Raw genomic sequence first — 24,303 nt, 5'->3', positions numbered from 1 at the left:
GCCGTTCGTGTGCGGGCTGGTCAGAAGGGCGGGTCGTCGTTCCAGGCGGGGGTGTCGTAGCTGAAGGGCTGGCCGCCGTTGAGCTCCTCGACGCGGGCTTCGACGGCACCGCGGAGGTCGAGGCCGGCCCGCTTGAGTTCGTTGATGAGGCTGCGGGCCCAGTTGCGGACGGGCGCTCCCTGTCCGTCGACGATCGCTTCGGCGACGTGCCCGGCGATGACCGGGATGGCGGCGGCCACGGTGTCGGCCGGGGTGATGTGCCCGGCGAGGTTGAGATTCCGCAGGGCCGTTTCCACCGGCGGCGAGTACGGCTGGCCGGGGACGCAGGGCTTCGGCGTGGGAGCCCAGGGGTCTTCGGTGGGCGCCTGCCCGGTGTCACCGATCGCGTTGCGCCAGTCGTTGATGTGGGGTCCGTCGCCGACGTACCGGTCCGCGAGCCGGGCGGCTGCGGCGGCGGCCTGGGCGGCGGCGAAGTGCGCCTGCGCGGCCTGGAGGTGGTAGATGGAGGCGCTCGGGTCGACCGGCTTGCCGCCCTGCTTGTCCAGGTGGGAGGCGGCGCTCAGGTGACGCTCGCCCTCGCGGTAGTGCTGCGGCCCGTTCACGCGGCACCCCCGGGCTGTGCAGCCTCGGGCCAGTCGACGGAGTCGGTGGCAGCGTCCTCGTCCCACCGGCCGTCACCCGCGGTGTCCGTGCCGTCGACGGTGCTGGCCTGCGGCGCCGGGTCCGGGTCCAGGGTGGGCGTCGTCGCTGCGGGCGGAGCGGTGAGCGCGGCAACCGACAGCGGCGCCGTCGCTGGGCGCACCTCGTAGGTGGTGTGGTCCGCGTCGCGGAGTTCCTCCGACGTGTACGGCACCGCGTGCAGGACGTCGGAGGCGATCAGTCGGCAGATCTCGCCTGTCGCGCGGGCGACGAGCATGGTCTGCGGCTGCTTCTTCCACTCGTTCTTGTTGACGAGCCCCATCAGCGCGGCACGCGGGATGGTCCACGTGACCTCCTGCCAGTCCTCGTCGTCGGACCGCTTGCCGCGCATGACGCAGTGCTTGTCATCGGATTCGATGAGCTGGATCTTGTGGCCCTTGGACTGGACGAGGCCGCGCATGGCGTGCGCTCGGAGAGCCGGGGTGCCTTGGATGATGTCGAACGCCTTGAGCGCGGCCATGGGCTTCAGGCCCAGCTCGTTCCCGGCGAGGATCACCGCAGTGACTTCCTCGGGCTTGCCGCGGAGCTGGCCGGCGAACGGCGTCTTGGCGATGGAGACGGCGATGTTGGCGACGACGCGGGCTTCCTCGGCCCAGATGACGAGGGCGCTCTTCGTGGTGATCTGCTGCGACGTCTGCTGCTGTTGGGCGACGGCGGTGGACTCGTCGCGGGTGGCGATTTCGGTGGTCACTTCAGGTACTCCTCGGCTTGGCGGAGCGTGTCGTAGGAGGGCATGGAGATGGTCGGGATGGCGTCGACGGGGCCGGTCCAGTCGGGCCAGATACCGGTGGCCTCGCAGTCGGCGTAGATCCGGAGGGCGCGTTCGTTGCGGGCGCGGCCGATATCCCGGTCCTGCTGGGCGAGCTCCCGCACGGTGACCAGGTACGGGGCCCGCTTCGACTGGAAGACGAAGACGAACCGCACGTCCTCGGGCTGGAGCGCGGCCCAGATCCCGTCGGTGTAGAGGGCGTCCTGCTGGTGGTACGAGTGGTCGCGGATCGCGCGCGACACGGCGTCCGGGCTGGCGTCCCGGCACGTCTTGTAGTCCACGGCGAGCGCGAGACCGGGGAGTTCCTTCAGCCAGTCCGGGCGGACGCGGCAGCGGACTCCGGTGGCCGGGTCGGTCCAGAAGATCGACAGTTCCGCGCGGCCCGACCCCGGGGTGAACAGCGGGCCGGCGATCGGATGCCGGCGGATCGCGTCGGCCATCGCCTGGACCTGTTCCCACTCGTGGGTCAGGAGCGGAACGGCGCCCATGGAGTGGGCCTCGTCGCGGGCCTCGCGCGCGGCCTTCGTCGTGTAGTTGTCGAAGGGCAGCGGGTCGAGGTCGGGGCCCTCGCCGAGGACCAGGAGGTGCGCGGCGTGCCCGAGGTCGAACTCCCGCTTGGGCGGCTGCGGGTGGTCGCGGTCGTACTTGAACTGCGCGGGACAGCCCGGGGCGAGGAGCGCGCGGAGTCCGGACGACGAGACCGAGGTGCGGTCCGCGTGGTACTCCTCGGCCGTGAGGTCGTCCCGGACGATCGGGCCGGCGGCCGGGGCCGTGGTGGCCCCGGTGTCGGTGGTGACGGTCACTGGTCGCCTCCGATGTAGCGGACTTGCAGGCGGGTGCCGTCGTCGACCAGTTCGGTGCGGGCCTCGAAGGCGCCGGTCGGCTGGTACGGGGTGCCGTAGGCGTGCGCGCCGATCGGGTAGCCGTTGCGGATCCGGCGGGCCACGTCCTCGGCGACGGGGGTGGAGCGGTAGTCGACGACGTGGAGCCAGACGCCGGGTTGGCGGCGGGCTTCCTCGACGGTGCGCCGGTGGTCGGCGCGCGGACGGTGCGAGAGTCGGCTCACGGCTGGCCTCCGTCGCAGGTGCACTTCTCGGGGTGGTCGCAGGCCATCTGCGCGAACTCGACCTCGAACGGCTCGGGCTGGTGCAGGTAGGCGTCGGCCAGGGCCTGCCGGTCGGTGTCGGTCTGGGCGGCGCGCTGCCGGGCGACGAGCGCGGCCACCTGCTGGGCGAGGGCGCTCACGACTCCTCACCGCCTGCCGGGGGCTCGACGCCGTCGTACTCGTGGCGCCACTGGTTGATGCCGACAGCGGCGGGGCAGTGCCCCCACTGGTCGACGTGCCAGCCCATTGCGAGCTGCTGACCGGTCACGGGGTGGGAGGTGACGGCGACGCACAGGAAGTCGTGACCGTTCCGGTGCGTGTAGCCGTGGCCGGGCTGGAAGAAGTCGGTGCGGAGGTTGTTCGGACGGACCGCGCCCCGCGCCACCTTCGAGGCGAGGCGGGCGATCGCGTCCGCCGCCTTCTCCTGGCGGGCCGGGTCGGTCGGGTACTCGCTGGCCTTCTTCAGCAGCCAGGCGACGAACTGCGTGTCGCGCTCGGCCACAACCTCGGCGCGATGGGCGTCGAACTTCTCGGCGAGGAGCTGTCCGTAGCCGTCCGCGCTCAGGTGCGACGGGCAGATACGGCGGATCATCTCCACGGCCTCGTCGCGGGCACTCACGACGCCCTCCGCTGCTGCTGCGCGGGGACCGGGCGGGGGGCGGCGATCTCGGCCGTCGCGTCCCGCATCTGACCGAGGCCAGTGCCGTACACGCGGATCCGGCCGCCGTCCGCGACCCGGTCGAGGAGCTTCTCCATCCGAGCGTCGAACTCGTGTCGGGCGTGCGAGTCCGCGCCCTGGTGCTGCGCCGACAGGGCGAGCTGGTGCATGTCGGCCATCTCCTCCGCGAACGTCATCGGGTCCTCAGCGGCCTCGGCGAACAGGTCCAGGAACAGGGCCCGGGTCAGCCACAGGGAGACGTCCAGGTCCACACCGTCCGGCGTGGGGCGGAGGGTCACGGGGATCGGGGCGTCGATCTTGTAGTGCTTCACGAGGTGCCTCCTCGGCGGTGGCGGCCACGGGCCGCAGAAGAAGAAGGAGAGAGGTGACCGGTCCGGGCCCAGTGCGGAAGCCGAGGCGGGGCCGACTGGCGGCGAACCATCCGGGCCAGCGCACGGACGGCGCGGCGCGGGGACAGGTCGGCGTGGATCAGCAGGAAGAACGGGACCAGCGAGGCAGCGAACAGAGCGACCGCGAGGAGCACGGCGGCCAGCACGTCAGCGCCCGACTGTTGGCCGCTCATTGCAGGGAGCCCGCGTAGGCGCAGCCCTGGTCGTGCTTCGGCTCGCAGGAGCACTTCGCGCACCCGGCGCACCACTTGCTCGGGCCGTCACCGCACTCGGTGCAGGCGCCCGGCTCGGGAACGCTCAGGGACTGCGTCGGCGCGATCCGCCGGGTGATCCCGTCCGCAGGCTGCTCGGCCTCCAACTCGGCGACACGAGCCCGCAGCTTGGCGATCAAGCTCAGACACCAGGCGAGATCCTGGTGAGCGTGCAGGACCAGCTCCAGGTCGCCGGGCAGGACGTTCGTGAACCGGCCGACGGTGCGGGTGTAGCCGTCATGCTGCGTGCACACCGTGTCCGGAGCCTCGGCCGTCGGCGAGGCGAACCAGTTGCCGGGCTGCGCCTGGTCGACGCGCCCCTGGATGTTGGCGACCTTCCGGTCCACCAGCTCGGGGACGTCGGTCCAGTGGGCGCCCATCGGAAGGAGCGGGCGGCCGTCCTCGCCCCGCCCCCAAGGGGCTTGCGCGCAATCCACAGCGGCGATTCGCTCGCGGAGCCGGGCGTTCTCGGCGTGCTCCCGCTTCAGCTCCGCCACCGACTCCTCGGCGACCCGCACCGCCTCGGCCGACAGCGACGCCATGTCCGCCGCGGTCTCCGGGGTCATCAGCAGGCCCGCCGACTCCAGCGCCAGCGCGATCCCCGCCGGCGTCCGGTTCTGCTCCAACGCCGCCAGGATCACGCCGGCCGCGCTGTTCACGCGCTTCGTGTTCACGCGGCCACCGCCGCAGTGCGGGCGATCAGCGGGCCGAACGCGGCCTGAACCTCGTGCAGCGTCCACGGGTACGACTCGCCCTCCCCCGCGTCCTCCGGGTTCACCGGGGCCGGGCAGGCGAGGACCAGCTCGCCGCGGTCGTTGTGGCGGTCCGCCACCCACACGTTGCCGTTGACGTCGACGAACTCCGCCGACGGCAGCGGGGCCTTGTGCAGCGACACCACCTTCGGCGTCTGCTTGATCCTCGGAATCTGGAATGATGTGGCCATCGGTGGCCTCTCCTTCTCGTGTTCGGGTTGATAGGGGCGCCGAGTCGTGGGCTCGCCGGGCCGGGAAGTCGGGCGGGCCTTCGGCATTTCTGAGATCAGGCCTTGGCGAGAGCCGGCCTGCGGGCGGGCGCCGTGCGGCGGCGGGGCCGCGGGATCGTCCGGCCGGTGCGCGGGTCGCCGGCGGAGCGGACGGCGTGGATCGCGGCGCGCTGCTCCCGGTCGGTGACGATCCGGCCGCGCTCCCCGTTCCGGCCGCAGAGGTGGGGGTTCTTCCGGAGGAGTTCGCGCAGCCACTTCATCCCGACGCGCAGGACGTAAGCCGTCTCCTGGACGGTCATGTACTCCTGCTCCGGGTCAGCCGGCGGCTGCGGCTGGTGGTACTGCCTCTTGTCCGTGGACACGGGGGTCACTGCCTTTCGTGGGGTGGGTCCTCGGTGGGGCGAGGAGGCGTGCGCCGTATGCGTGAGTCGGGCGCGTTCAGGGCGTCGCGGAGACGGCGGTACGTCGGGGGCCGCATGCGGTCGCGGGTGCCGTTCTCCAGGTGGCTGACGTAGCGGGGGCTGATTCCCGCCTGTCTGGCCAGCTCCTCCTGGGTGAGCCCCGCTTCCATGCGCTCCTTGCGGATCGCGTCCCCGTTGACCTCGAAGGTCGGGGGTTGGTGCATGCCTAGAAACTAACCCTAGTTGACCCTGGTTGTCTACCCCGTGGTGGATGTTACTGACCCGTGTTGACCTTCGATTGGCATATGCGCTGGTCAGGGATGGTTGCCGTTCCGTTAATTCCGGCCGTTTACCTAACTGGAACTGGTTGGAACTGCATGGCCCTGCGAAGATGTCGACATGACGACCACGCCCCCCGGCCTCGATCGCCTCGCGCAGACCGTGAAGCGACATCGCATGCAGCAGTACTCGTCGCGCGACGCAGCGGCAGAAGCGGCCGGCATCACCAGGAACACCTGGAAGCGGGTCGAGGAGGGCGCGGAGGTCCGCGAGTCGACTTACGCGAAGATCGACAAGGCACTCGGGTGGGCCATCGGCAGTTGCGTCGCCGTCAAAGAGGGCGGCAGCCCCGTCCTGGCGGCCGATGACATCGCTGCCAACGAGTCGCCGGCCGTGAGGCTCACCGAAGAGGAGGCGCAGCAGGCGGCGTTCGAGGCGGCGCGGGCCAAACTGCCTGCGTCTACCCCGATCGGCGACATCAACGCGTTCAGTGTCGAGTTTGTGGAGATCTTGCGAAGGCTGGGCCAGATTCAAGAACGCGACTGAACTGCAGCAATCTTCAGTACAACCTTTTTGTCGTTACCTGATCGTGACCAATAAAGACTGATGAAACCTCAACAACCCCCTGCCGATCACGTGTTCGCCATGTAACGCTGTGCTCAACCACCCGGGGAGGTTCCCGACGGCACCTAGGGGGACCGGTGAGTAATGTCATCTATCTGGATCTCGGACCGGGCATCCTCGGATACCCCACTGAGATCTCAGGAGTGACGGTGTGTGTCCTGTCCTCCAGGGCCGCTACAGACCGCGCCATCGCGGCGCGCACGAGGCGGTTCATGAAGGCCGAGGGCCGTGACTGCGAATCCTGCGGCGGCTGCCCCATAGCGCGGGCATCGTAGGAGGATCAGTCACAGAGGGAGCGGTCGGCGGTAGGGGTACCCGCCGGCACACTCCCGCACCAACTCGCTCGAATCTCCGGGGAAATGGCCTCATGCCCTACGTCGAAGCCCGTGGCAACTCCATCCGCGTGAAGTGGTGGTCCGGTGAGTACCGCCTCGACGCCGACGGCAAGCCGACGAAGAAGAAGATCTACGACAGCGCGTCCGGACCCGAGCCCGGCGTGCCCTTCCGCGACGAAGACGAGGCCTACAACTTCGGCCTCGACCGCGAGTCGGACGTGCGGAACCGGCGGAACCGGCGCAAGAGCACCGACCGCGTCACCATGGGCGACTACTGCGACACCTGGCTCGCCGAGGTCAGCCTGCGCCCTCAGTCCAACGGCACGTACCTGAAGCGGATCCGGTCGGTCATCAAGCCGTACTGGTCCACCTGGATGGTGGACGAGATCACGCCCATCGAATGCGCCGCCTTCGAACGGCACATCCGCGGCAAGTACTCCGACAACTACGCCAAGGCCGTGCTCGGCCAGTTCAAGATGCTCATGGACGACGCCGTCGTGAAGTACCGACTCCGCGACGAATCGCCCATCATCCAGCAGCGGCGCCGCGGCAAGTACCAGAAGAAGAAGCCCCGCCGGCCGAAGCGCGCACTGCCCATCACCGCCGTCCACCAACTCGCCGTCAACGCGCACACGGTGTGGGGGTTCCCCGGCTGGGTGTACATCTGGACCATCGCGTTCACCGGCGCCCGGCCGCCGGGAGAGATGTACGGGCTGCAGCGCGGCTACTCCTCGGTGCACTGGCCGCAGTCGGAGCCCGACCCCGACGTGCGGGAAGAGGCCGTTGCCCGGTACGAGCACATGAAGGCTCTCCGTATCCAGTACCAGGCGTACAACTTGGGCGGTGAGTCGTTCCTCGCGTCCCCGAAGTACGACTCCCACCGAACGCTGGTGATCCCGCCCTTCTTGCACGACATGCACGCTGCGCTGCTGGCCTCCCACGATCAGCCGTGGGTGTTCCTGTCCATCGCCGGGAAGCCCATGCTGGGCACCAACTTCGACGACACGTACTGGTACCCCATCCGCGACGGCGCGGACGCCCGGCCGGCCAGCCCGCAGACACGGCGCCCCGCCCGGCCGAAGATTCCCGCTGTCCCCGAGATGGCCGGCGAGGCCATCTACCGCCTGCGGCACTGGCACAAGGCGAAGCTGGACGAGCCGGGCGACATCCCGCGGGTGGCGGTCGAGGCACGGATGGGGCACGAGCTGCCCGGTGTCGAGGGGGTGTACAGCGAGGTGACGGTTCCGATGGAGGAGAGGATCGTGAGCTATCTACAGGGGGTGTGGGAGAAGGAGGTTGTCGGCGGGGGTCTGTGGACCCCGTCATTTCCCATGCCTCTCCCAGAGGATCGCGGTGAAGAGGCGTTGTCCCTGTTCAGCGGCTTGCCGGTGCTGGAGTAGAGGGGATCGGCAGAATCACCGGTCTCGTGGGGCGGGGGGAGCCGGGGGGTGTGCCGCCGGGGCGAGCCGGTGCCCGCCCGGGGCGAGCGTTGCGTGTTCCTCGGCCGAGGGCTTGCGCGGACACCCGGTTCGTGTGCCACGCTCGGCGTCGGCCGGCGGCGGTGTCGCGCCGGCCGGCGTCGGGTCGGGCACCTCGGAAAGGCGGCGGCATGCGTATCGGACTGCTCGGTACCGGTCCCTGGGCGGACATGGCGCACGCGCCGGCCCTGGACGGGCACGACGACGTGGACTTCGTGGGCGTGTGGGGGCGCCGGCCACAGGCCGCCAAGGAGCTGGCGGAGCGGCACGGCACGCGCGCCTACGACGACGTCGACGCCCTGCTCGCCGACGTGGAGGCCGTCGCCGTGGCGCTGCCGCCGGCGGTGCAGGCCGAGCTCGCGGTGCGCGCGGCGCGTGCCGGGTGCCACCTGCTGCTGGACAAGCCGCTCGCGACGACGGTGGCGCAGGGGCGGGCGGTGGTCGAGGCGGTGCGGGAGGCCCGTGTCGCCTCCGTCGTCTTCTTCACGACCCGGTTCCAGCCCGAGACCGAGGCGTGGATCGCCGAACAGGCCGAGGCCGGCGACTGGTTCACGGCGCGGGCCCAGTGGCTCGGCGCGGTGTTCGGCGGCGACAGCCCGTTCGCGCGCTCGCCGTGGCGCCGCGAGAAGGGCGCCCTGTGGGACGTCGGCCCGCACGCCCTGTCCGTCCTGCTGCCGGTCCTGGGGGACGTGCGGCAGGTGGCGGCGGCCGTGCCCGGTCCCGGCGACACCGTCCATCTGGTCCTCGACCACGCCGGCGGGACGTCCAGCACGCTCACGCTCAGCCTGACGGCACCGCCCGCGGCGGCGGGCGCCGCGGTGGAGCTGCGGGGCGGTACCGGGGTGGCGCTGATGCCGGAGAGTTCGCAGGGTCCGGTGCCCGCTCTCCGACGGGCCGTGGACGCCCTCCTGGCCGCCGCGCGCACCGGGCGCCCGCATCCGTGCGACGCCGTGTTCGGTCTCCGGGTCACCGAGATCCTCGCCGGGGCCGAAGCGCTGCTCGGCGACGCACGGTGACGCCGGTCAGCCGTCGGCGTCCTTCGTCCCCAACGGTGTCTCGCTCCACCGGAACCAGGCCCGTTCCCCCTCGATGTGCAGGAGGAACCCGGCGACCGGGCCGTCGGGCGAGGCCAGGGAGATGCGCGCTTCGATCCGGGCGTACACGGCCTCCCACTCCTCCCAGTGGCCGGTGTCGTCCCGCTCGGCCAGGGCGAGTTCGCGGGCGAACAGGTCCCGGACGGCGCCGTACGCCGGGCCGGGACTGAACCGGCCCGAGAGCCAGGGGAAGTCCGCGTCCTCGACGACGATCTCCCCGACGTCCGCCCCCGTCGTCCGGTCGCGCACGCGCCAGACGTCGCCCTCGAACCCCATGTCGCCTCCGCCGTCCGTGCCGTCGACCGCCCTGCCGGCCAGCATGCCACCCGGCACCGACACCGGGCGGGAGCCCGCCGGCCCGGCGCGGGAAGGGCCCCCGGGGTGCGGGTCACCGTGTCCGTGGACACCGCGCCCACCGGGATCCGGCTGACGCTCACCGCGTTCCAGGCGGCGGTGCGCTTCCCGGCGTGCGCCGGGCGGCGCGCCGTAGGAGCGTGGTGGTGTGCGAAAGGTGTCCGCCGTGCCGCCGCGCCGGAGCGAGGACCGGCGCGGCTGGCTGCGGGGGGCGCCGCCGCCCCGCTGGGTACGGGCGCTGCCGCTCGCCCTGGTCGTGGCGATCTGCGCGGCGACGCTCATCAGCCACGACCCGCTCGACGTCGGCTTCCTGCTGGGTGCCATCCCGCCGCTGGCCGTGCTGTCGTACAGCCCGCTGGCGACCGCGGTGCTGGGCGGCGCGGTGGTCGCGCTGCTGAACATCCCGGCCTTCCAGCTCGACCGGCCGGGCAACACCGACCTGCTGACCATCGTCTTCGTCTCTGTGCTCAGCGTGTTCGTGTCCTTCGTCCGCAGCCGTCGTGACGCCCAGCTGGATCTGGAGCGCACGGTCGCCGAGGCCGCCCAGCGCGCTGTCGCACCCCCGCTGCCCGAGCAGGTGGGGGCGGTGCGCTGCGTGGGGCTGTACCGGGCGGCGCAGCGCGGGACGCTGGTCGGCGGCGACTTCTTCGACGTACGGGACGGCCCCTTCGGCATCCGGGCCGTGATGGGCGACGTGCAGGGGCACGGACTGGCGGCGGTCGCGACGGTCGCCTCGCTGCTGGGGGCGTTCCGGGAGGCGGTGCTCGACGAGCCCGACCTGGTGTCGGTCGCCGCGCGGCTCGACCGCAGGCTGCTCGTGGACTCGGCGGACGCGCGGCACGCCGAGCTGTTCGCGACGGCCGCGCTGCTGGAGTTCTCCGCCGACGCCCGGGAGGTGCGCGTCGTCGTCTGCGGCAACCCGCCGCCGCTGCTGCTGCGCGGCACCGGGGCCGCGGAGGTGGAGGTCTCACCGTGGACACCGCTCGGGCTGGGGCTGGCGGACGCCGGCACGATCGAGGCGTGCACGGTCCCGCTGCGCCCCGGTGACCGGCTCTTCCTCGCGTCCGACGGGGTGGTCGAGGCCAGGGACGACAGCGGCGCGTTCTATCCGCTGGCCGACCGGCTGGCCGATCTGGCCGCCGGGGAGCCGGCCGCGCTCGCCGAACGCGTCTGGGCGGATCTCGTGGGCTTCTGTCCCGACGTGGACGACGACGTCACGATGCTCGTCCTGGCTCCTTCGCCCCCGCCCGCGCGCTGAGGTCGCCGGCCGGCGAGGCCGAACAGGGCGGGCACGAGGGTCGGCCCGCCGGCCCCTCCGGATGCGGGCGCCGCTCCGGCATTGAATGGTGTTATCGGGATAGTCGGGACCGATAGCAGAGCACCGGGACCGAAGCAGCGATCCGGACCGAGGAGCAGCCCTATGTCCACGTCAGAGTCCGATGCCTCACGGCCGTCCGAAGTCCGCGCGAACGAGGACCGCGCCACTCCGGACGACCGGCTCCACATCCGTACCGGCACGGAGGTGTCCCCCGAGGACATCGTCCTCGCCGCCGGCCGGGACCTCACCCCGAAGAACCTCGAATGGGCCAGGAACAAGCTGGCCGAGGAGGGCGATGCCGCCCTCGACAAGCTGCTGCCCTGACCGAACCGCCGTGAGGGGATCGCCCGGCCGTCCGGCCGGGCGATCCCCTCACGGCGGTCGGTACCGCTACCGCTCCTCGTCGTCGGGCAGCACCGTCTCGTCCTCCACGACGTGCATGGCGGCCTCCTCGGCACCGGCGGCTCCTCCGTCGATGCCGACGTCCTCGGCGACCGTCTCCTTGGTCGTGTCGGTGCGTACGCCCTCGTCGGGGGCGACCAGGCGGCCGGAGCGTTCGGTGCCGGCCTCCGGGTCGACCGGTTCGCCCTCGCCTCCGGGCTTGTCGCCCACACCGTCCCCGTCGGGCGCGGACACGTCGGGCACCTCCTGGGCCAGCCGTTCGTCCAGGGTCTCGCCGTCGTGCTGCTCGGCGGCCGTGGTGCCGTGCTTGGTCACCCCGAGGGGCTTCTCCGGTGGTGAGTAGCCCTCGTCGAGCGTGTCGTCGTAGTCCCGCTCGTCGACGGCGTCCTGGAGGTCGAGGGGCGCGGCGTCCTCCTGCTCCTCGTTGCTCCCGGTGGGCTGGTAGACGTCGTCGGCCATCGGGTCCGTGCCCATCGCTGCCTCCCTTGCGCTGCGTCGGCTCGGTCGTTCGGTGTCCGGTTCGCGTTTCCCGATTCGCGATCTTTAACCCGGGGGTGCGACGCGGATGTTCAGGTCACCGATGCGGTGCGGGGTCCAGGAGCGGGCGTAGGCGGGCGGAGTGCCGCCCGGTGCGGTGATGGCGGCGACGGGGATCCGGCGGGCCGTGTCCAGGATCTCGGCGACCGTGGTGTTCTCGTTGTTGCCGCTGGTCGCGCCGGAGGAGCAGCCGGTGTAGTAGCCGATCGGGATGGCTTCGTGGCCGGTGAGCAGGCAGGGCGGGCGGACACCGAGACGGTGCAGTGCGCCGGCGGTGCGGGCCCAGTCCTCGCGGCTGTCCGCGGTGCGGTCCACGGTGTACACGAGGACGACCAGCTGCACCGCCAGGTGCCCGGCCAGCGCGAGGGCGACCAGCGGCGCGCCCACCGGCCGCCAGTGGCCGCGGGGTGTGCGGGCCAGGTGCCGGAGCGCGTCGGCGACGGGGACGGCCAGCAGGGCGTAGGCGGGCTGGAGGAAGCGGGGCGCCGCGTATCCGATCATGAAGAGGTACGGCACGGCGGCCGTGGCGGCGCAGGCGAGCGGGACCAGCGTGCGCACGGTGCGCCGGGCCCGCACGGCGACGGCGAGCCCGGCGAGGGCGACGACCGGCAGCAGGAACCACCACAGGGTGACCACGAGGGGCGGCATCGACCCGGTGCAAGGGCGGCACAGTGCGCGTCCGCCCAGGCTGCGCAGCTGGTCGTCGACGGCGATCTGGAGGCCGAGCCCGCCCTGGATGCGGGAGGCCTCCTCCAGCCGCTCCCCGAGCCCTCCGTACCAGGCGTAGGCCTCGATCACCCACTCCGCTCCCCCGGCCGCGAGGCCCCCCACGAGGGCGAGCAGCAGCAGCCCGTGCCGGCGGACCAGGGCGAGGACCAGCAGGGGCAGGATCACCCAGACGGCGTCGGTGGGCCGCATCCACGCCATGAGCGCGGCGCCGGCCACCACTCCCCACAGGGGCCCGGGCGCGGGCCGTTCACGCCGGGCCCGCAGGAAGCAGCCGACGCAGATCAGGGCGCCGATCGCGACCCAGTAGTTGGGCATGGCCTGCGGACCGTAGAAGAGGGTCACCCACAGGGTGGCGAAGAACGCGCCGGCGGTGGCCAGGACGCTCACCGGGAACAGGCCCCGCCAGGCACGCAGCCCCAGGTACAGGCCGGCCCCGGAGAGCACGGCGAGGTAGACGCGCAGCAGCTCGGTGGACGACGACCAGGATGCGACGGGCGCCACCAGCAGGGAGACGCCGCGGGAGCGCGGGGCGCTGAAGAAGGCGGCCGGGTGGTGTGCGGTGACCTGGCTGACGTAGACCGTCTCGTCCCAGCCGAGGCCAAGGCCGGGTCGTACGAGCAGGAGTTGGGACAGGGTGAAGACGGCGGCCACCGCGGCGAGCGGGGCATTACCGCCCAGGCGCCGGGAGGTGCGGGACGTCGTCCCCTCGGGTCGCCGTCCGCCGGTGAGCAGGGCGCTCGCGCCGTCGGCCATCGTGCACCCCTCACCCCCGCCGCCCGCGGGGCCGCTCGGACCTCACCTCGTGCCGCCGATGGCGGGATCCCGGCGATCCGGAGATCAGGGTCAAACTAACCCGCACGCCACGGAAGCGCAGGGCGGGATACGGACGGTCGCCCGGCCCGTCCCGCCCGCGCGTCCGGCCGGTCAGTGGGCGTTCGGGCGGCGGTGCGGGGGCTGCTCGGGGGTCGGGCGCCGTTTGGGGGCGGGGACGGGGAGGGTGACGGGGCCGTCGCCGTTCATGAGCACCGGCCTCCCGTGGTGATGGATCGTCAGGGGATCGCCCATCAGCAGCTTGTACGTCGCCTTGTCGGCCTCGATCTCCACGCTCACGCAGCGGCCGCGGAACTGGAGCCGGAAGGCCAGCCGGCTGAACTTCTCGGGCAGCCGCGGCGAGAAGCGGAGGCTGTCGCCCTCGCGGCGGGTGCCGCCGAAGCCGGCGACCAGCGCCATCCACGTCCCGGCCAGGGAGGCGATGTGCAGTCCGTCGCGGGTGTTGTGCTCCAGGTCCGCCAGGTCCATCAGGGCCGCCTCGGCGGCGTAGTCGTAGGCCAGGCGCAGATGACCCGTCTGGGCGGCGACGACGGCCTGGCAGCACGCGGACAGGGACGAGTCCCGCACGGTCAGCGGCTCGTAGTAGGCGAAGTTGCGGGCGATCTGGTCCTCGTCGCAGTGCGCGTCGAACCAGCTGCCGCAGGTGTACATCGCCAGGACGAGGTCGGACTGCTTGACGACCTGCTTGCGGTAGATGTCGAAGTAGGGGAAGTGCAGCATCAGCGGGTACTGGTCCGCGCCGGTGTTGGCGAAGTCCCAGCGCTGGTGACGGGTGTAGCCGGCGGCCTGCTCGTGGACGCGCAGTTCGTCGTTGTACGGGATGTGCACGCTCTCGGCGGCGTCCCGCCAGGCCGCGCTCTCCTCGTCGTCGACGCCGAGCCGGGACGCGTGGTCGGGGTGGCGTTCGCAGGCGTCGGCGGCGGTGAGGAGGTTCGACCGCGCCATGAGGTTGGTGTAGACGTTGTCGTCGGCGATGGCGCTGTACTCGTCGGGGCCGGTGACGCCGTCGATGTGGAAGACGCCGTGGTGGTCGTGATGGCCCAGGGAGCGCCACAGCCGGGCGGTCTCCACCAGCAGCTCCAGGCCCGTGTCCCGCTCGAAGTCGGTGTCGCCGGTCGCCGCCACGTACCGCACCACCGCGTGCGCGATGTCGGCGCCCACGTGGAAGGCGGCCGTGCCGGCCGGCCAGTACGCGGAACCCTCGGAGCCGTCGATGGTCCGCCACGGGAACGCGGCTCCGCGCAGTCCCAGCTGGGCGGCGCGGTCCCGGGCGGCGGGCAGGGTGTCCTGGCGCCAGCGCAGCGCCTCGGCGACGGCCTTGGGCTCGGTGTAGGTCAGCACGGGCAGGACGAACATCTCGGTGTCCCAGAAAGCGTGTCCGTCGTATCCGGAACCGGTCAGCCCCTTGGCCGGGATCGCCCGCTGCTCGGCGCGGGCGCCGGCCTGGAGCACGTGGAACAGGGCGAAGCGGACGGCCTGCTGGATCTCCTCGTCGCCGTGCACCTCGACGTCCGCCCGGGCCCAGAAGTCGTCGAGGTAGGCACGCTGTTCGGCGACCAGTCCGTCCCAGCCGCGCTGCGCGGCGGCGGCCAGCGCCGCCTCGACCTGGTCGCTCATCGCGGGCCGGGAGCGGGCGCTGGACCAGCCGTGGGCGACCGTCTTCTGCACGCGCAGCCGCTGACCCGGCTCCAGGACGGAGGTGATGGTCAGGCGGGCCACGTCCACGTTGCTCTCGCTGCTGGTGGTGGTCTCCTCCGGGCCCTCGACGACGTGGTCGGCGGCCACGGCGACCCTCAGGCCGCTGCGCCGGGTGCGGTGGACCAGGCGCAGCCGGGGGCCGAGCGCCAGGTCCTCCTCGGGTTCGAGCGGGGACTTCAGCGCCTTGGCCGTGCGCGGGTCGCCGTCCGGGCCGGGCAGGCTCTCGTTGGTGACGAGCTCGGACTGGATGACCACCCGGGTGCGGCTGTCGACGGGTTCCACCTCGTACTCGACTGCGGCGATGGCCCGCTGGGTGAGGGACACCAGCCGGGTGGAGCGCACCCGGATGGTCGAGCCGGCCGGTGAGGTCCACTCGCAGAGCCGCTCCAGTACGCCGCGCCGCAGGTCCAGGGTGCGTTCGTGCTTGACGAGCCGTCCGTAGCGCAGGTCGAACGGCTCGTCGTCGACCAGCAGGCGCAGCAGTTTGCCGTTGGTGACGTTGATGACGGTCTGCCCGGACTCGGGATAGCCGTAGCCGGCCTCGGCGTAGGGCAGCGGGTGCAGTTCGTACACGCCGTTGAGGTAGCTGCCGGGCAGGCCGTGCGGTTCGCCCTCGTCGAGGTTGCCGCGCCAGCCGACGTGCCCGTTGGAGAGGGCGAAGACGGACTCGCTCTGGGCGAGGAGGTCGAGGTTGAGCTCCGTCTCGCGCACCGACCAGGGCTCGACCGCGTAGGTCCGGTTGGTGATCACGCGTGGCCTCCCAGCTCGGCGAGGTCCTTGACGACGCGGTCGGCGCCGTGGGCGTACAGGGCGTCGGTCTGGCCGACGCGGTCGACGCCGACGACGTAGCCGAAGTGGCCGGAGCGGCCGGCGTCCATGCCGGCGAGGGCGTCCTCGAAGACGGCGGCGCGGGACGGCTCGACGCCTAGGTCGCGTGCGGCGGCCAGGAAGGTGTCGGGACGTGGTTTGCCCGGCAGTTTCCGCTCGCGCGCCACCACGCCGTCGATCCGTACGTCGAACAGGTGCTCGGCGTCGATGGAGCGCAGCACGTCCACGGTGTTGGCGCTGGAGGAGACGATCCCGGTGACGAGCCCGGCCGAGCGGACCGCGTCGATGTAGCGCAGGGTGCCGTCGTACGCCTCGACGCCCTCGGTGCGGATCTTCTCCAGGACCAGCTCGTTCTTGCGGTTGCCGACCCCGTTGACCGTCTGCGCGTCCGGCGGGTCGTCGGGACCGCCCTCGGGCAGTTCGATGCCGCGGGAGGCGAGGAAGGTGCGCACGCCGTCCGCGCGGGGGCGGCCGTCGACGTACTCGTCGTAGTCGGAGTCGGTGAACGGGCGGAAGTCCGCGCCGTCCCGCTCGCGCAGAAAGGCGTCGAACGTCTCCTTCCAGGCAGCGGCATGCACCACCGCCGTCCGGGTGACGACCCCGTCGAGGTCGAAGAGGCATGCCTGGATGTCGTCGGGAAGTCCGAGCTGCGTCGTCATACCCGACACAGTTCCCCGCCGGGGCGCGTCCCATCGGGTGGTACCTGCCACAAGGTGAGGGGGCCGCCGCGGGGCGGGGGTCGGCGGTCTCTCCCACCGCATCCGAGATGCCGCCCCGGGCGTCCTCGCCGAAGGCCCCGAGCGGATCACCGAGCAGCAGCCGAACCGGGGGCAGCTCGACGCGACCGGCCCTGCAGTTGATGTTGGTTCCCGGGAGCGGAGTCAGGTGGACGACGACGAGATACGCACACGCTTCGACGGGCGTGCCCGCGTCGAGCTGTTGCCCGGCGGATTCACCGCCTCGAAGCAGCGCCGGGCTGACGAGACAGCCCACGCGCTCGGCTACCGGCTGCTCGCCACCCAGCAGCTCTGGCCCAGCGGTGTCCGACTCGTCTACGAACGCGACGACGCCCCGCAAGCGCAGCGCCGCAGAGAGCTGACGATTGCCCGGCTGCGTGCGGGGGGCCCGCTGCTGTCGGAGATCGAGCCGCCTCCCCCGCCGCCACCGGGCCCGCCGCCTCCAGCCCCGACACGGCCTCCCCAGCAGCCGACCCGGCCTCCTGCGGAGCCCCCACCGCCTCCCACCGCGGCACCCGCTGGACCCTCCGGACCACGGATCCCGCCACCGCCGCCCTTTCCCCCTCCCCCGCCATCGCCGCCCACCGTCCCGACCACGTGACCAGCCCCGCGTGGTCGGCAAGGAGCGCTGCGGCTGCTCGGGCGCGGCCTCCGCACGTGGGGAGGATCCCGCGTACCCGGGCACGGCGACTGGTCGATGCTCGGTGCCGGTGGGATGCGGCGTCGTTCCGGTGCACGCGAACCCGACACCCCTACGCTTCGATGTGCCGGCTGGTGTCGGAACATGGCTCCGGGCGACCACCGCAGGCATCCCACGATGGAGTGAGCACCGAGGCCACCCGCGGCCGTCGCCGGCCGGCCACCCGACCCGGGATCGCTGCAGACGGCCGGTCCGTCCGGTCCGTTTAGGCTTCTGTCCGGATCGGCCCCTCGGCCGGTCGGGGATCAGGGGGACGGCAGTTCGATGAGCAGCGGCAGCACCGAGGTGTTCCAGCCTCTCCAGGCGGGCGACCCTTCCGTCGTGGCCGGCTACCGGCTCGTGGCCCGGCTCGGCGCGGGGGGCATGGGCCGGGTGTACCTGTCGCACACCCGGGGCGGCCGCCCGGTGGCGATCAAGGTGGTGCGGCCGGAGCTGGCCGACGATCCGGCCTTCCGGCGGCGGTTCCGCAGGGAGGTGGAGGCCGCCCGCCGGGTCAGGGGCGCCTACACCGCGGAACTCGTCGATGCCGATACCGACGGCGTACCCCCCTGGCTCGCCACGCTGTACGTGCCGGGACCGTCCCTCACGGCGGCCGTCGCCCGGCGTGGCCCGCTGCCGGTGTCCGCCGTACTGTGGTTGACGGCCGGCGTGGCCGAGGCGCTTCAGGCGATCCACAGCGTGGGGGTCGTGCACCGGGACCTCAAGCCCTCCAACGTGCTGCTGGCCGCTGACGGGCCACGGGTGATCGACTTCGGTATCTCGGTCACCGCCGGCCTCTCCTCGCACACCGCCACCGGCTCCACTGTCGGCACGCCTCACTTCATGGCCCCTGAGCAGGCGACCGCCGGTGAGGTCTCCCCGGCGACCGACGTCTTCGCACTGGCCCAGACGGCGGCCTTCGCGGCACTGGGCGAACCGCTGTACGGGGACGGCATAGCGCCGGTCGTGCTGTACCGGATCGTGCACGAGGAACCCGACCTGTCCCGGCTGCCGGAGCCGTTGCGCCCGCTGTTCGCCCGGTGCCTGGCGTCCGATCCGCGGGAGCGGGCCACGCCGGCGGAGGTCGTCCAGTGGTGCCGGGGGCAGCTGGGAGGGGACGCCGGCGCAGGCGCGGGACCGGCCGTCTGGAACGAGGTGACGGGACCCGGTGCGACCGTCCCGGGCCCGGCGCGCACTCCCGTGGCTCCGTCGACCGCAGCCGCGACGCTGTCACTGACGCCCGCCCGGCGCCGGGCGCCCGGTAGGCGAACCGCGCTGGTCACAGCAGTGACCGTGACGGCGGGCGCGCTGATGTGGACGGGGCTGACGTGGTTCGGCGGCGACCGGTCCGGCGCCGGCGAGCGGGCCGCGGAACCCACCTCGACGCCCGCACCGGCGAGGCCCGCGCGGTCGACGGCGTCGCCGTCACGCACCTCGCCGGCCGCCGGTGACTCCCGCCGGGCCTCGCAACCCGCCCCGAACGCCTCTCCGGCGGCGGGAGCCCAAACGCTGTCTCCCGTGTGGCTGTACCGGACGAACTCCCTGAGCCTCAGCGAACCGCTGCTCCGCACCGATCGCCGGGGCGACATCCGCCTCGACTGCGAGGACGACATCGACTGCGCGCTGCACAGCGGTACCAGCCGGTTCATGCAGCTGTTCAACGGAAAGGCCGCCACGCCCGACGTCTGCCGTCACCTTCTCGTCGGCGCCACCGGCTCCGCGTACCGCACGTGGTCGCTCGCAGCGGCCGACGCCGGCACCCAGCTCTGCGTCGGGAACGACTCGGGCGACGTCGCGGCACTCACGATCCAGGTCAAGCAGACGGCCCTGCAACAGGAGGCGTTCCTGCAACTGGGCATGATCGTCTGGAGGAAGGCGGCCTGAGGAGTGCGGGGGGCGGAGGACCCTCCGCAACAGCGCGGGCGAGCGCACTGGACCCCTCGCCGTCGCCGCCGGTCGGAGAGGGACAGTTCCCGGGGTCCTTCTGGTCGAGCAGCGACCTGGCCATGTCGAGAGAGTCGAAGTGAACCACGCTCTACACACGCTCCAGCGGACGGTGCGGGCCGGCGGGGAGCTCGACGTTGATCGCGTCACCAGGGTGAACCCTTCCCCCTTGCCGGACCACGCTCATGATTCCGGACTTGAAAGTGAAGTCTCCCGTCCGGACGTCGAGTTCGAAGATTTCCTTCAGCAGGCCCTTCTGGAACGTGTCGATCTTTGAACATGGGTTACGCAGGCCGGTGACCTCCACGATCGCCTGATCGCCAAGGTGCAGCAGAGCACCGGTGGGCAGGCCGAGCAGGTCGATCCCGCGTGTGGAGATGTTCTCGCCGAGTTCGCCTGCGACGACGGTGAAGCCCTTCGTGGCAAGTTCATCGAAGAGTTCCTCGTGTATGAGGTGCACCTGGCGCAGGTTGGGCAGATCCGGCTCGTACGTCATACGGAACTGGTGCTTGATGGTTTCCCCCGCGTGGACATCCCCCTCGACGCCGAGGCCGGTGAGCAGCATGATGCTCGAACGGTTCGGCTTGGTGAAGGTGTACGTCCCGTTCATGCTGACAGCCGTGACCCGCGCCATCCTGGAGCCCGCCTCTCCTTGACCGTGTGTCATCCGACCCGGCAAGCGTAGGGGGCTGTTCGTCCGACAAACTCGCTACCCGTCGGCCGGAGGGCCGTGATACACAACCGACGTGCGAAACAACCTGGAGTTCCCCGAGGTCCTGCGGCTGATCGAAGACCGCTCGGCCGCGTTCCGCGCCGCGATCGCGTCCGCCCCCGACCTTGACGTCCAGGTCCCGACCTGCCCGGACTGGACGCTGCGCGAACTGGCGCAGCACCTCGGCGACGGCCGCCGCCGCCAGGCCGCCATCGTCGCGGCGGGCCCGGGCGCTGAGCCCCCGGCGAGGACGGACCCGAAGGGCGCTCCGACCGCCCCCCGCGACCGCGAAGCCCTGGACGCCTGGCTGGCCGAGTCGACCGAGCTCATGCTCGACGCGATGCGCGAGGCCGGCCCGGACCGCGGCTGCTGGACCTGGTGGGGCCGCTCGCAGGCCCCGGAGACCAGCGGAGCCGTGGCCCGGCACCAGATCCAGGAGCTCGCCGTCCACACGTACGACGCCCAGCTCGTCCAGGGGGCCGCACAGCCGCTGCCGACGGACGTCGCGGTCGAGGGCGTCGACGAGTTCCTGACGACCGTCGCGGCGACGACCGTCCCCTGGCCGTTCAAGCCGGCGACCATCGACCTGCACACGACCGAGGGCCGCTCCTGGCGCCTGACCCTCGACGCCGGCGGCGTCCGCTGCGACGACCTCGCGGCCGACGCGGAGCCGGGCGACATGGCGATGCGAGGCGCGGCGAGCGAACTGGTCCTCTACTTCTACGAGCGCCTCCCGCTCGACGGCGTGGAGACCACCGGTGACACCGAGCCGATGGAGCAGCTCGCAGACTGGGACCCGAACGCGTAAGGCGTGCACCGGTGACGCACCTGCGGGCGGCTCGCGCTGGACTGGCCACAGTGCGCGGCGGGTGCAGATCATCGAGGCGGAAGGTCCAGGAGCGGTCAAGTCGCTCGGCGAGCACGGCGCGGAGTCTCATGGCGGCTTCGGCGCCGGCCAGTGACCACCGGGGTCGTCACCAAGACTCCGGCATCCGGGCCCCTCACCGAAACGGCTTGAACCGCTCGGCACCGGATCGCCCACCGGGGCGGAACCGCGGAGAACACCGACCACACGACTGCGGAGACCGCGCGGCGACCGCTGCGCCCACCGGGGCCGCGCGGCACCACCACAACCGGCGCCCCCACCCGGCGAGTACGCCGGTTCCGGCCCGCGTGCGCCGCCGCTTCCGTAGCATGGCGCCATGATCCTCAGCCGACGCCGCACCACCGCCCCGCGGTCCCGTGTGCTCGTCCTCCACGGCTGTTGTTGATCCCCACCGTGTGATCCGCACCGCGCGGTCCCCGTTCACCCGCCGGGTGGGCGCACCGCGCCGGTGCCGAGCGCCGCCCCAGGGCACCTCCCCGCCCCGGGGGCCTTCCCCCTCGATCTCCGCGTCCCTGACGCACCGTCCTTCCTCCGGCAAGGGCCGTGCTCCGGGCGAAAGGCAGGCCGCCATGCGTATCTCCGAAACCGCTCACGACCGCCGCAGACTCCGCCAGTGGCTGGCCGGCGAGGCCCGCGCCGACGGCGTCGCCCGCCGCGACATGCTCCGGCTCCTCGCGGCCGCCGGGCTGGCCGGCGCCGCCACCGCGGCGCCGGGCCCCCTCGCGCGGGCCGCCGACCGAACCGTCACCGCGGCCGGGATCGTCAAGCCCCTGCCCGAAGCGTGGTTCACCGTCCGCGGCACCAACGCCGAGACCCGGTTCGCCGCCCTCGCCGGAACCGGCTACCACACCCCCAACGAGCGCTTCTTCGTCCGTAACCACACCACGACGCCGGTCCTGGACGCCGCCGACTGGTCGCTCACCGTCTGGGGCGGCGGCCTCCGCCACCGCCGCCCGGTCGAGTTCTCCCTCGACGACCTGAAGACGTTCCCGGCCGTCTCGCACAGCGCGTTCGTGGAGTGCGCGGGCAACGGACGCAGCCTGTTCACCACCCAGCAGGGCCAGTCCGTGAGCGGCACCGCCTGGACGCTCGGCGCGATCGGCGTCGCCCGGTGGCGCGGTGTCCGCCTCGCCGACGTCCTCAGGCGGGCGGGCCTGGACCGGCGCGCCGTGGACGTCATGCCACGCGGTCTCGACGCCCCCTACGTCACCGCCGACGGCACCGACCTCGGCCGGGTCCGCCGTCCGTTGCCGCTGTCCAAGGCCCTCGACGACGTGCTGCTCGTCCACGAGATGAACGGCGAACCGCTGCCGCCCGACCACGGGCACCCCGTACGGCTCCTGGTGCCGTCCTGGATCGGTATCGCCTCCATCAAGTGGATCGGCGACATCGAGGTGGCGGCGCAGCCCCTCTACTCGCCCTGGAACACCGACTTCTACCGGCTCTTCGGGGACGCCCACCCGGCCGGCGGCAGCGCCCCGCTGACCCGGCAGACCGTCAAGAGCGCCTTCGAGCTGGACCGGGAGGCGAACCTGGCCGCGGGCACCGTGCACCGGCTCACCGGGCGTTCCTGGTCCGGGGCCGGGGGCGTCGTCCGGGTCGAGGTCAGTACCGACGGCGGTACCACCTGGGGCGAGGCCCGGCTGCACGACAGGCCGCGTTGGGACGGCTGGGTCCGCTGGTCCACCCGGTGGCGGCCGTCGGCCCCCGGCCCCCACACCCTGTTGGCCCGGGCCACCGACAGCACCGGACGGACCCAGCCGGACGCCACCGCCGCCAACACGCAGGGCTACCTCTTCGACGCAGTCGTCCGCCACCCGGTGCACGTCGTCTGAGAGCGGGCGGGGCGAGGCGGTACCGGCGGAGGCGGCATCCGGGTCCTGCGGAGCCACGGGCCGCAGGACCAGGCTGCGTGACCGTCCGCGCCGGCCATCAGGCTGCCACGACGTGGCGCCCGCCGTCGGTGCGCGCCCGGACGGTGTGCCGGTCCCGGCCGACCTCGGCGACGCGGGTGTGGTGCTGCATCACGAGCACGGGTTCGCTCTTCTTCGGTTCACGAGGACGAGGCCGCGCGGCGCCCCGTCGAACGTCTCGCCGAGTTCGCTCCGGTACCAGTCACCGGTCGGCCAGTCGTGCACGGTGACCGTGCCGCTGCCCGGCTCGCTCTCCGGTGTCTTCAGGGTGAGCGTCACGCCCTCCGCGTCGCCCTCGCCCCGGTAGGTACCGGCGAGTTGCCCAGCGGTCGCGCCGACCGCCTGCTTCCCCATGCAGGCCTCGACGGCGGTGGGCGCCGACGAACAGCCCGGCAGGCAGGTCAGCAGGGCCAGCACGGCGGCCGCCGCCGGCAGTCGTACTCGAGACACCGACTCACTTCTCCTTCGCCGGAATGCGCTCGGTCCAGATGATCTTCTGGTCCACGGACGAGAAGACGCCCTCCTCGCGGTTGGCCTTCTCCAGCCAGTCGTAGTAGCCGACGTGGTGCAGGAACGACTCGTTGCTGGTGTTGTTCTTCAGGGTGTACTCGACCACCAGCCGGGAAGGACGTTGTGCCGCTCGATCTCGTCCGGGGACAGCGGGAGCTTCGCCCCGTCCGGCTCCGGAAGCGCCCTGGGCTGGTCCCCAGGAGGGCGACGGGCTACGTCATCACGTGTTCCGTGTCGCCTCGCGTGCTTCGCTGAGGGCTCGCTGTCTGAGGGTGCCGCCGAACAACTGGATCGTGGTGGCGGCCAGGATGTCCTCCCTGCCGATGGTCCGCCCGTCCCCCCTGCGGATGGACAGGGCGTCCGGGAGCGGATCCTGGAGGGGCGGGGCTGGGGCCGGTTCGCCCGGCATCACCAGGGTGACCGTGCCGAAACGTTGGACCCCGCCCTCGCGGACGACCATCGCTGCGTCCCGGGCGAGGTCCGTCAGGAACACGCTCGCGATTCCGTCCAGGTCGCGGACCATCGCTGGTACGGCCGTCGCCCCCTGGCTCCGCAGCAGCTTCCTGACCCCGGCCTCGAACCTGTGGGCGCCGACCACAGCGCTCGGTCTGCGCGACCTGCTGCGTTCACGAGGAGGCACGAGGACGCCCTCGGCGTCGTACAGGTCACCGGTCAGGCCTCGGAACGTCGGGCTGTGGTCGTACCACTTGGTCCCCACCTCGAGCTCGACGTTCCGGTCGATCGCCGAGAGAAGGTCACCGGGAATCAGCCTCTTCCGGCCCTCTTCCGCCGCCGCTCTCCTCGCGCCGTCGATGATCTCCGTCAGCACTGTCCGCGTCACCGACGCGGCGGCCCACGTGGCCGACCGAGAGACATGCATCGGGGTCACGTCCCTGAACACCGCTTTGACGAGAGAAGGCTTGAACGGCGAGACCTCCATGACCGGGGCCGTCTCGGGACCGCTGCGCTCGAGGCGTGCGGGGTGTGCGGTCATCGGGAAGCGCTCCCTGCTGTCGGAGTTGTCGAAGGCCCGCACTTCACCACGCAGACCCGCTCTCTTCCCCCCATCCTCCGTCGAAGCAACGCCCGGTCAAGGGTCTGACGGGCATGCGTTCCGACGGCCGGGCGATGATCGGCCAC

General features: G+C 72.1%; 29 protein-coding genes. 8 read left to right on the top strand and 21 right to left on the bottom strand.

Features of this window, described 5'->3' with window-relative positions; all coding sequences use genetic code 11:
- Positions 1-20: 20 nt before the first annotated feature.
- From IEZ05_RS25665 to IEZ05_RS25610, 12 genes are all read right to left on the bottom strand, one after another.
- Positions 21-602, bottom strand: a complete 582-nt coding sequence (locus IEZ05_RS25665) for a hypothetical protein (protein WP_189232619.1) — start codon at positions 600-602, stop codon at positions 21-23.
- The gene (locus IEZ05_RS25660) at positions 599-1,390 is read right to left on the bottom strand and encodes a hypothetical protein (RefSeq protein WP_189232618.1); all 792 of its coding nucleotides are present in this window, start codon (positions 1,388-1,390) and stop codon (positions 599-601) included. Before IEZ05_RS25660 ends, IEZ05_RS25665 begins: the two co-directional genes overlap by 4 nt.
- The gene (locus IEZ05_RS25655; protein ID WP_189232617.1) at positions 1,387-2,271 is read right to left on the bottom strand and encodes a PD-(D/E)XK nuclease-like domain-containing protein; all 885 of its coding nucleotides are present in this window, start codon (positions 2,269-2,271) and stop codon (positions 1,387-1,389) included. Before IEZ05_RS25655 ends, IEZ05_RS25660 begins: the two co-directional genes overlap by 4 nt.
- Positions 2,268-2,534 carry a hypothetical protein gene (locus IEZ05_RS25650; protein ID WP_189232616.1) on the bottom strand — a complete coding sequence of 89 codons (267 nt, stop codon included), beginning with the start codon at positions 2,532-2,534 and terminating at the stop codon, positions 2,268-2,270. Before IEZ05_RS25650 ends, IEZ05_RS25655 begins: the two co-directional genes overlap by 4 nt.
- Complete coding sequence (locus IEZ05_RS25645) at positions 2,531-2,713, bottom strand: hypothetical protein (protein ID WP_189232615.1); 183 nt, start codon at positions 2,711-2,713, stop codon at positions 2,531-2,533. Before IEZ05_RS25645 ends, IEZ05_RS25650 begins: the two co-directional genes overlap by 4 nt.
- Entirely contained in the window at positions 2,710-3,192 is a 483-nt protein-coding gene (locus tag IEZ05_RS25640; protein WP_189232614.1) for a hypothetical protein, read from the bottom strand. Before IEZ05_RS25640 ends, IEZ05_RS25645 begins: the two co-directional genes overlap by 4 nt.
- Entirely contained in the window at positions 3,189-3,563 is a 375-nt protein-coding gene (locus tag IEZ05_RS25635; RefSeq protein ID WP_189232613.1) for a hypothetical protein, read from the bottom strand. Before IEZ05_RS25635 ends, IEZ05_RS25640 begins: the two co-directional genes overlap by 4 nt.
- A complete protein-coding gene (locus tag IEZ05_RS25630) occupies positions 3,560-3,814 on the bottom strand; it encodes a hypothetical protein (protein WP_157028739.1) in 255 nt (84 codons plus the stop codon). Before IEZ05_RS25630 ends, IEZ05_RS25635 begins: the two co-directional genes overlap by 4 nt.
- On the bottom strand, positions 3,811-4,566 hold the full coding sequence (locus IEZ05_RS25625; RefSeq protein ID WP_189232612.1) for a hypothetical protein: 756 nt from the start codon (positions 4,564-4,566) through the stop codon (positions 3,811-3,813). Before IEZ05_RS25625 ends, IEZ05_RS25630 begins: the two co-directional genes overlap by 4 nt.
- The gene (locus IEZ05_RS25620) at positions 4,563-4,835 is read right to left on the bottom strand and encodes a hypothetical protein (protein ID WP_157028738.1); all 273 of its coding nucleotides are present in this window, start codon (positions 4,833-4,835) and stop codon (positions 4,563-4,565) included. Before IEZ05_RS25620 ends, IEZ05_RS25625 begins: the two co-directional genes overlap by 4 nt.
- 95 nt (positions 4,836-4,930) lie before the next feature.
- Positions 4,931-5,236 carry a DNA-binding protein gene (locus IEZ05_RS25615; protein WP_189232611.1) on the bottom strand — a complete coding sequence of 102 codons (306 nt, stop codon included), beginning with the start codon at positions 5,234-5,236 and terminating at the stop codon, positions 4,931-4,933.
- 5 nt (positions 5,237-5,241) lie between these two features.
- Positions 5,242-5,499: a helix-turn-helix domain-containing protein gene (locus IEZ05_RS25610; RefSeq protein ID WP_189232610.1), complete on the bottom strand. Its 258-nt coding sequence runs from the start codon at positions 5,497-5,499 to the stop codon at positions 5,242-5,244.
- 175 nt (positions 5,500-5,674) lie between these two features.
- Between IEZ05_RS25610 and IEZ05_RS25605 the strand changes: the two genes are divergently transcribed.
- The 3 genes from IEZ05_RS25605 (at position 5,675) to IEZ05_RS25595 (ending at position 9,007) form a co-directional block, all read left to right on the top strand.
- Positions 5,675-6,100 carry a helix-turn-helix domain-containing protein gene (locus IEZ05_RS25605; protein ID WP_189232609.1) on the top strand — a complete coding sequence of 142 codons (426 nt, stop codon included), beginning with the start codon at positions 5,675-5,677 and terminating at the stop codon, positions 6,098-6,100.
- Between the two features lie 445 nt (positions 6,101-6,545).
- A complete protein-coding gene (locus tag IEZ05_RS25600; protein WP_189232608.1) occupies positions 6,546-7,913 on the top strand; it encodes an integrase in 1,368 nt (455 codons plus the stop codon).
- Positions 7,914-8,122: 209 nt separating this feature from the next.
- Positions 8,123-9,007: a Gfo/Idh/MocA family protein gene (locus tag IEZ05_RS25595; protein ID WP_189232607.1), complete on the top strand. Its 885-nt coding sequence runs from the start codon at positions 8,123-8,125 to the stop codon at positions 9,005-9,007.
- Positions 9,008-9,013: 6 nt separating this feature from the next.
- On the opposite strand, the gene IEZ05_RS25590 is transcribed toward IEZ05_RS25595, so the two are convergent.
- Positions 9,014-9,361, bottom strand: coding sequence for a hypothetical protein (locus IEZ05_RS25590; RefSeq protein WP_189232781.1), 348 nt, complete (start codon positions 9,359-9,361; stop codon positions 9,014-9,016).
- A gap of 226 nt (positions 9,362-9,587) precedes the next feature.
- On the opposite strand from IEZ05_RS25590, the gene IEZ05_RS25585 reads away from it, so the two are divergent.
- Both IEZ05_RS25585 and IEZ05_RS25580 read left to right on the top strand, forming a co-directional pair.
- Positions 9,588-10,697, top strand: a complete 1,110-nt coding sequence (locus IEZ05_RS25585) for a PP2C family protein-serine/threonine phosphatase (protein ID WP_189232606.1) — start codon at positions 9,588-9,590, stop codon at positions 10,695-10,697.
- Between the two features lie 162 nt (positions 10,698-10,859).
- Positions 10,860-11,081: a hypothetical protein gene (locus tag IEZ05_RS25580; protein ID WP_189232605.1), complete on the top strand. Its 222-nt coding sequence runs from the start codon at positions 10,860-10,862 to the stop codon at positions 11,079-11,081.
- A gap of 66 nt (positions 11,082-11,147) precedes the next feature.
- Here IEZ05_RS25580 and IEZ05_RS25575 read toward each other — a convergent pair whose 3' ends face one another.
- The 4 genes from IEZ05_RS25575 to IEZ05_RS25560 form a co-directional block, all read right to left on the bottom strand.
- Positions 11,148-11,633 (bottom strand): DUF5709 domain-containing protein, encoded by a 486-nt coding sequence (locus IEZ05_RS25575; RefSeq protein ID WP_189232604.1) that lies wholly within the window; start codon positions 11,631-11,633, stop codon positions 11,148-11,150.
- Positions 11,634-11,702: 69 nt separating this feature from the next.
- On the bottom strand, positions 11,703-13,178 hold the full coding sequence (locus tag IEZ05_RS25570; RefSeq protein ID WP_189232603.1) for a hypothetical protein: 1,476 nt from the start codon (positions 13,176-13,178) through the stop codon (positions 11,703-11,705).
- A 171-nt stretch (positions 13,179-13,349) separates the two neighbouring features.
- Entirely contained in the window at positions 13,350-15,704 is a 2,355-nt protein-coding gene (locus tag IEZ05_RS25565; RefSeq protein ID WP_189232602.1) for a glycoside hydrolase family 65 protein, read from the bottom strand.
- The gene (locus IEZ05_RS25560; protein WP_189232601.1) at positions 15,701-16,441 is read right to left on the bottom strand and encodes a beta-phosphoglucomutase family hydrolase; all 741 of its coding nucleotides are present in this window, start codon (positions 16,439-16,441) and stop codon (positions 15,701-15,703) included. The genes IEZ05_RS25565 and IEZ05_RS25560 overlap by 4 nt, the downstream gene beginning before the upstream one ends.
- A gap of 1,042 nt (positions 16,442-17,483) precedes the next feature.
- Between IEZ05_RS25560 and IEZ05_RS25555 the strand changes: the two genes are divergently transcribed.
- The gene (locus IEZ05_RS25555) at positions 17,484-19,082 is read left to right on the top strand and encodes a serine/threonine-protein kinase (RefSeq protein ID WP_189232600.1); all 1,599 of its coding nucleotides are present in this window, start codon (positions 17,484-17,486) and stop codon (positions 19,080-19,082) included.
- Positions 19,083-19,233: 151 nt separating this feature from the next.
- Here the strand turns inward: IEZ05_RS25555 and IEZ05_RS25550 are convergent, their stop codons facing one another.
- Positions 19,234-19,776, bottom strand: a complete 543-nt coding sequence (locus tag IEZ05_RS25550) for an MOSC domain-containing protein (RefSeq protein WP_229869853.1) — start codon at positions 19,774-19,776, stop codon at positions 19,234-19,236.
- A gap of 112 nt (positions 19,777-19,888) precedes the next feature.
- On the opposite strand from IEZ05_RS25550, the gene IEZ05_RS25545 reads away from it, so the two are divergent.
- Positions 19,889-20,662 carry a maleylpyruvate isomerase family mycothiol-dependent enzyme gene (locus IEZ05_RS25545; protein WP_189232598.1) on the top strand — a complete coding sequence of 258 codons (774 nt, stop codon included), beginning with the start codon at positions 19,889-19,891 and terminating at the stop codon, positions 20,660-20,662.
- Positions 20,663-21,309: 647 nt separating this feature from the next.
- Positions 21,310-22,575 carry a sulfite oxidase gene (locus tag IEZ05_RS25540; protein WP_189232597.1) on the top strand — a complete coding sequence of 422 codons (1,266 nt, stop codon included), beginning with the start codon at positions 21,310-21,312 and terminating at the stop codon, positions 22,573-22,575.
- Positions 22,576-22,764: 189 nt separating this feature from the next.
- On the opposite strand, the gene IEZ05_RS25535 is transcribed toward IEZ05_RS25540, so the two are convergent.
- The 3 genes from IEZ05_RS25535 to IEZ05_RS25525 all read right to left on the bottom strand — a co-directional run bounded on the left by IEZ05_RS25535 (position 22,765) and on the right by IEZ05_RS25525 (position 24,157).
- The gene (locus tag IEZ05_RS25535; RefSeq protein WP_189232596.1) at positions 22,765-23,103 is read right to left on the bottom strand and encodes a hypothetical protein; all 339 of its coding nucleotides are present in this window, start codon (positions 23,101-23,103) and stop codon (positions 22,765-22,767) included.
- A gap of 4 nt (positions 23,104-23,107) precedes the next feature.
- Positions 23,108-23,269 carry a hypothetical protein gene (locus tag IEZ05_RS25530; protein WP_189232595.1) on the bottom strand — a complete coding sequence of 54 codons (162 nt, stop codon included), beginning with the start codon at positions 23,267-23,269 and terminating at the stop codon, positions 23,108-23,110.
- 114 nt (positions 23,270-23,383) lie between these two features.
- Positions 23,384-24,157, bottom strand: coding sequence for a hypothetical protein (locus tag IEZ05_RS25525; protein ID WP_189232594.1), 774 nt, complete (start codon positions 24,155-24,157; stop codon positions 23,384-23,386).
- Positions 24,158-24,303: the final 146 nt, after the last annotated feature.

This window comes from Streptomyces flaveolus, from assembly GCF_014648815.1.
GTDB classification, from domain to species: domain Bacteria; phylum Actinomycetota; class Actinomycetes; order Streptomycetales; family Streptomycetaceae; genus Streptomyces; species Streptomyces flaveolus.
The sequence above is the reverse complement of the archived record's forward strand: the minus strand, read 5'-3'. Positions and strand labels throughout refer to the sequence as shown.

Excerpts from the sequence above, each read along its gene's own strand:
- IEZ05_RS25630 (WP_157028739.1), bottom strand. The coding sequence starts at position 3,814 with ATGAGCGGCCAACAGTCGGGCGCTGACGTGCTGGCCGCCGTGCTCCTC.
- IEZ05_RS25620 (WP_157028738.1), bottom strand. The coding sequence starts at position 4,835 with ATGGCCACATCATTCCAGATTCCGAGGATCAAGCAGACGCCGAAGGTG.
- IEZ05_RS25610 (WP_189232610.1), bottom strand. The coding sequence starts at position 5,499 with ATGCACCAACCCCCGACCTTCGAGGTCAACGGGGACGCGATCCGCAAG.
- IEZ05_RS25605 (WP_189232609.1), top strand. The coding sequence starts at position 5,675 with ATGACGACCACGCCCCCCGGCCTCGATCGCCTCGCGCAGACCGTGAAG.
- IEZ05_RS25600 (WP_189232608.1), top strand. The coding sequence starts at position 6,546 with ATGCCCTACGTCGAAGCCCGTGGCAACTCCATCCGCGTGAAGTGGTGG.
- IEZ05_RS25595 (WP_189232607.1), top strand. The coding sequence starts at position 8,123 with ATGCGTATCGGACTGCTCGGTACCGGTCCCTGGGCGGACATGGCGCAC.
- IEZ05_RS25590 (WP_189232781.1), bottom strand. The coding sequence starts at position 9,361 with ATGGGGTTCGAGGGCGACGTCTGGCGCGTGCGCGACCGGACGACGGGG.
- IEZ05_RS25580 (WP_189232605.1), top strand. The coding sequence starts at position 10,860 with ATGTCCACGTCAGAGTCCGATGCCTCACGGCCGTCCGAAGTCCGCGCG.
- IEZ05_RS25575 (WP_189232604.1), bottom strand. The coding sequence starts at position 11,633 with ATGGGCACGGACCCGATGGCCGACGACGTCTACCAGCCCACCGGGAGC.
- IEZ05_RS25570 (WP_189232603.1), bottom strand. The coding sequence starts at position 13,178 with ATGGCCGACGGCGCGAGCGCCCTGCTCACCGGCGGACGGCGACCCGAG.
- IEZ05_RS25560 (WP_189232601.1), bottom strand. The coding sequence starts at position 16,441 with ATGACGACGCAGCTCGGACTTCCCGACGACATCCAGGCATGCCTCTTC.
- IEZ05_RS25555 (WP_189232600.1), top strand. The coding sequence starts at position 17,484 with ATGAGCAGCGGCAGCACCGAGGTGTTCCAGCCTCTCCAGGCGGGCGAC.
- IEZ05_RS25550 (WP_229869853.1), bottom strand. The coding sequence starts at position 19,776 with ATGGCGCGGGTCACGGCTGTCAGCATGAACGGGACGTACACCTTCACC.
- IEZ05_RS25540 (WP_189232597.1), top strand. The coding sequence starts at position 21,310 with ATGCGTATCTCCGAAACCGCTCACGACCGCCGCAGACTCCGCCAGTGG.
- IEZ05_RS25525 (WP_189232594.1), bottom strand. The coding sequence starts at position 24,157 with ATGACCGCACACCCCGCACGCCTCGAGCGCAGCGGTCCCGAGACGGCC.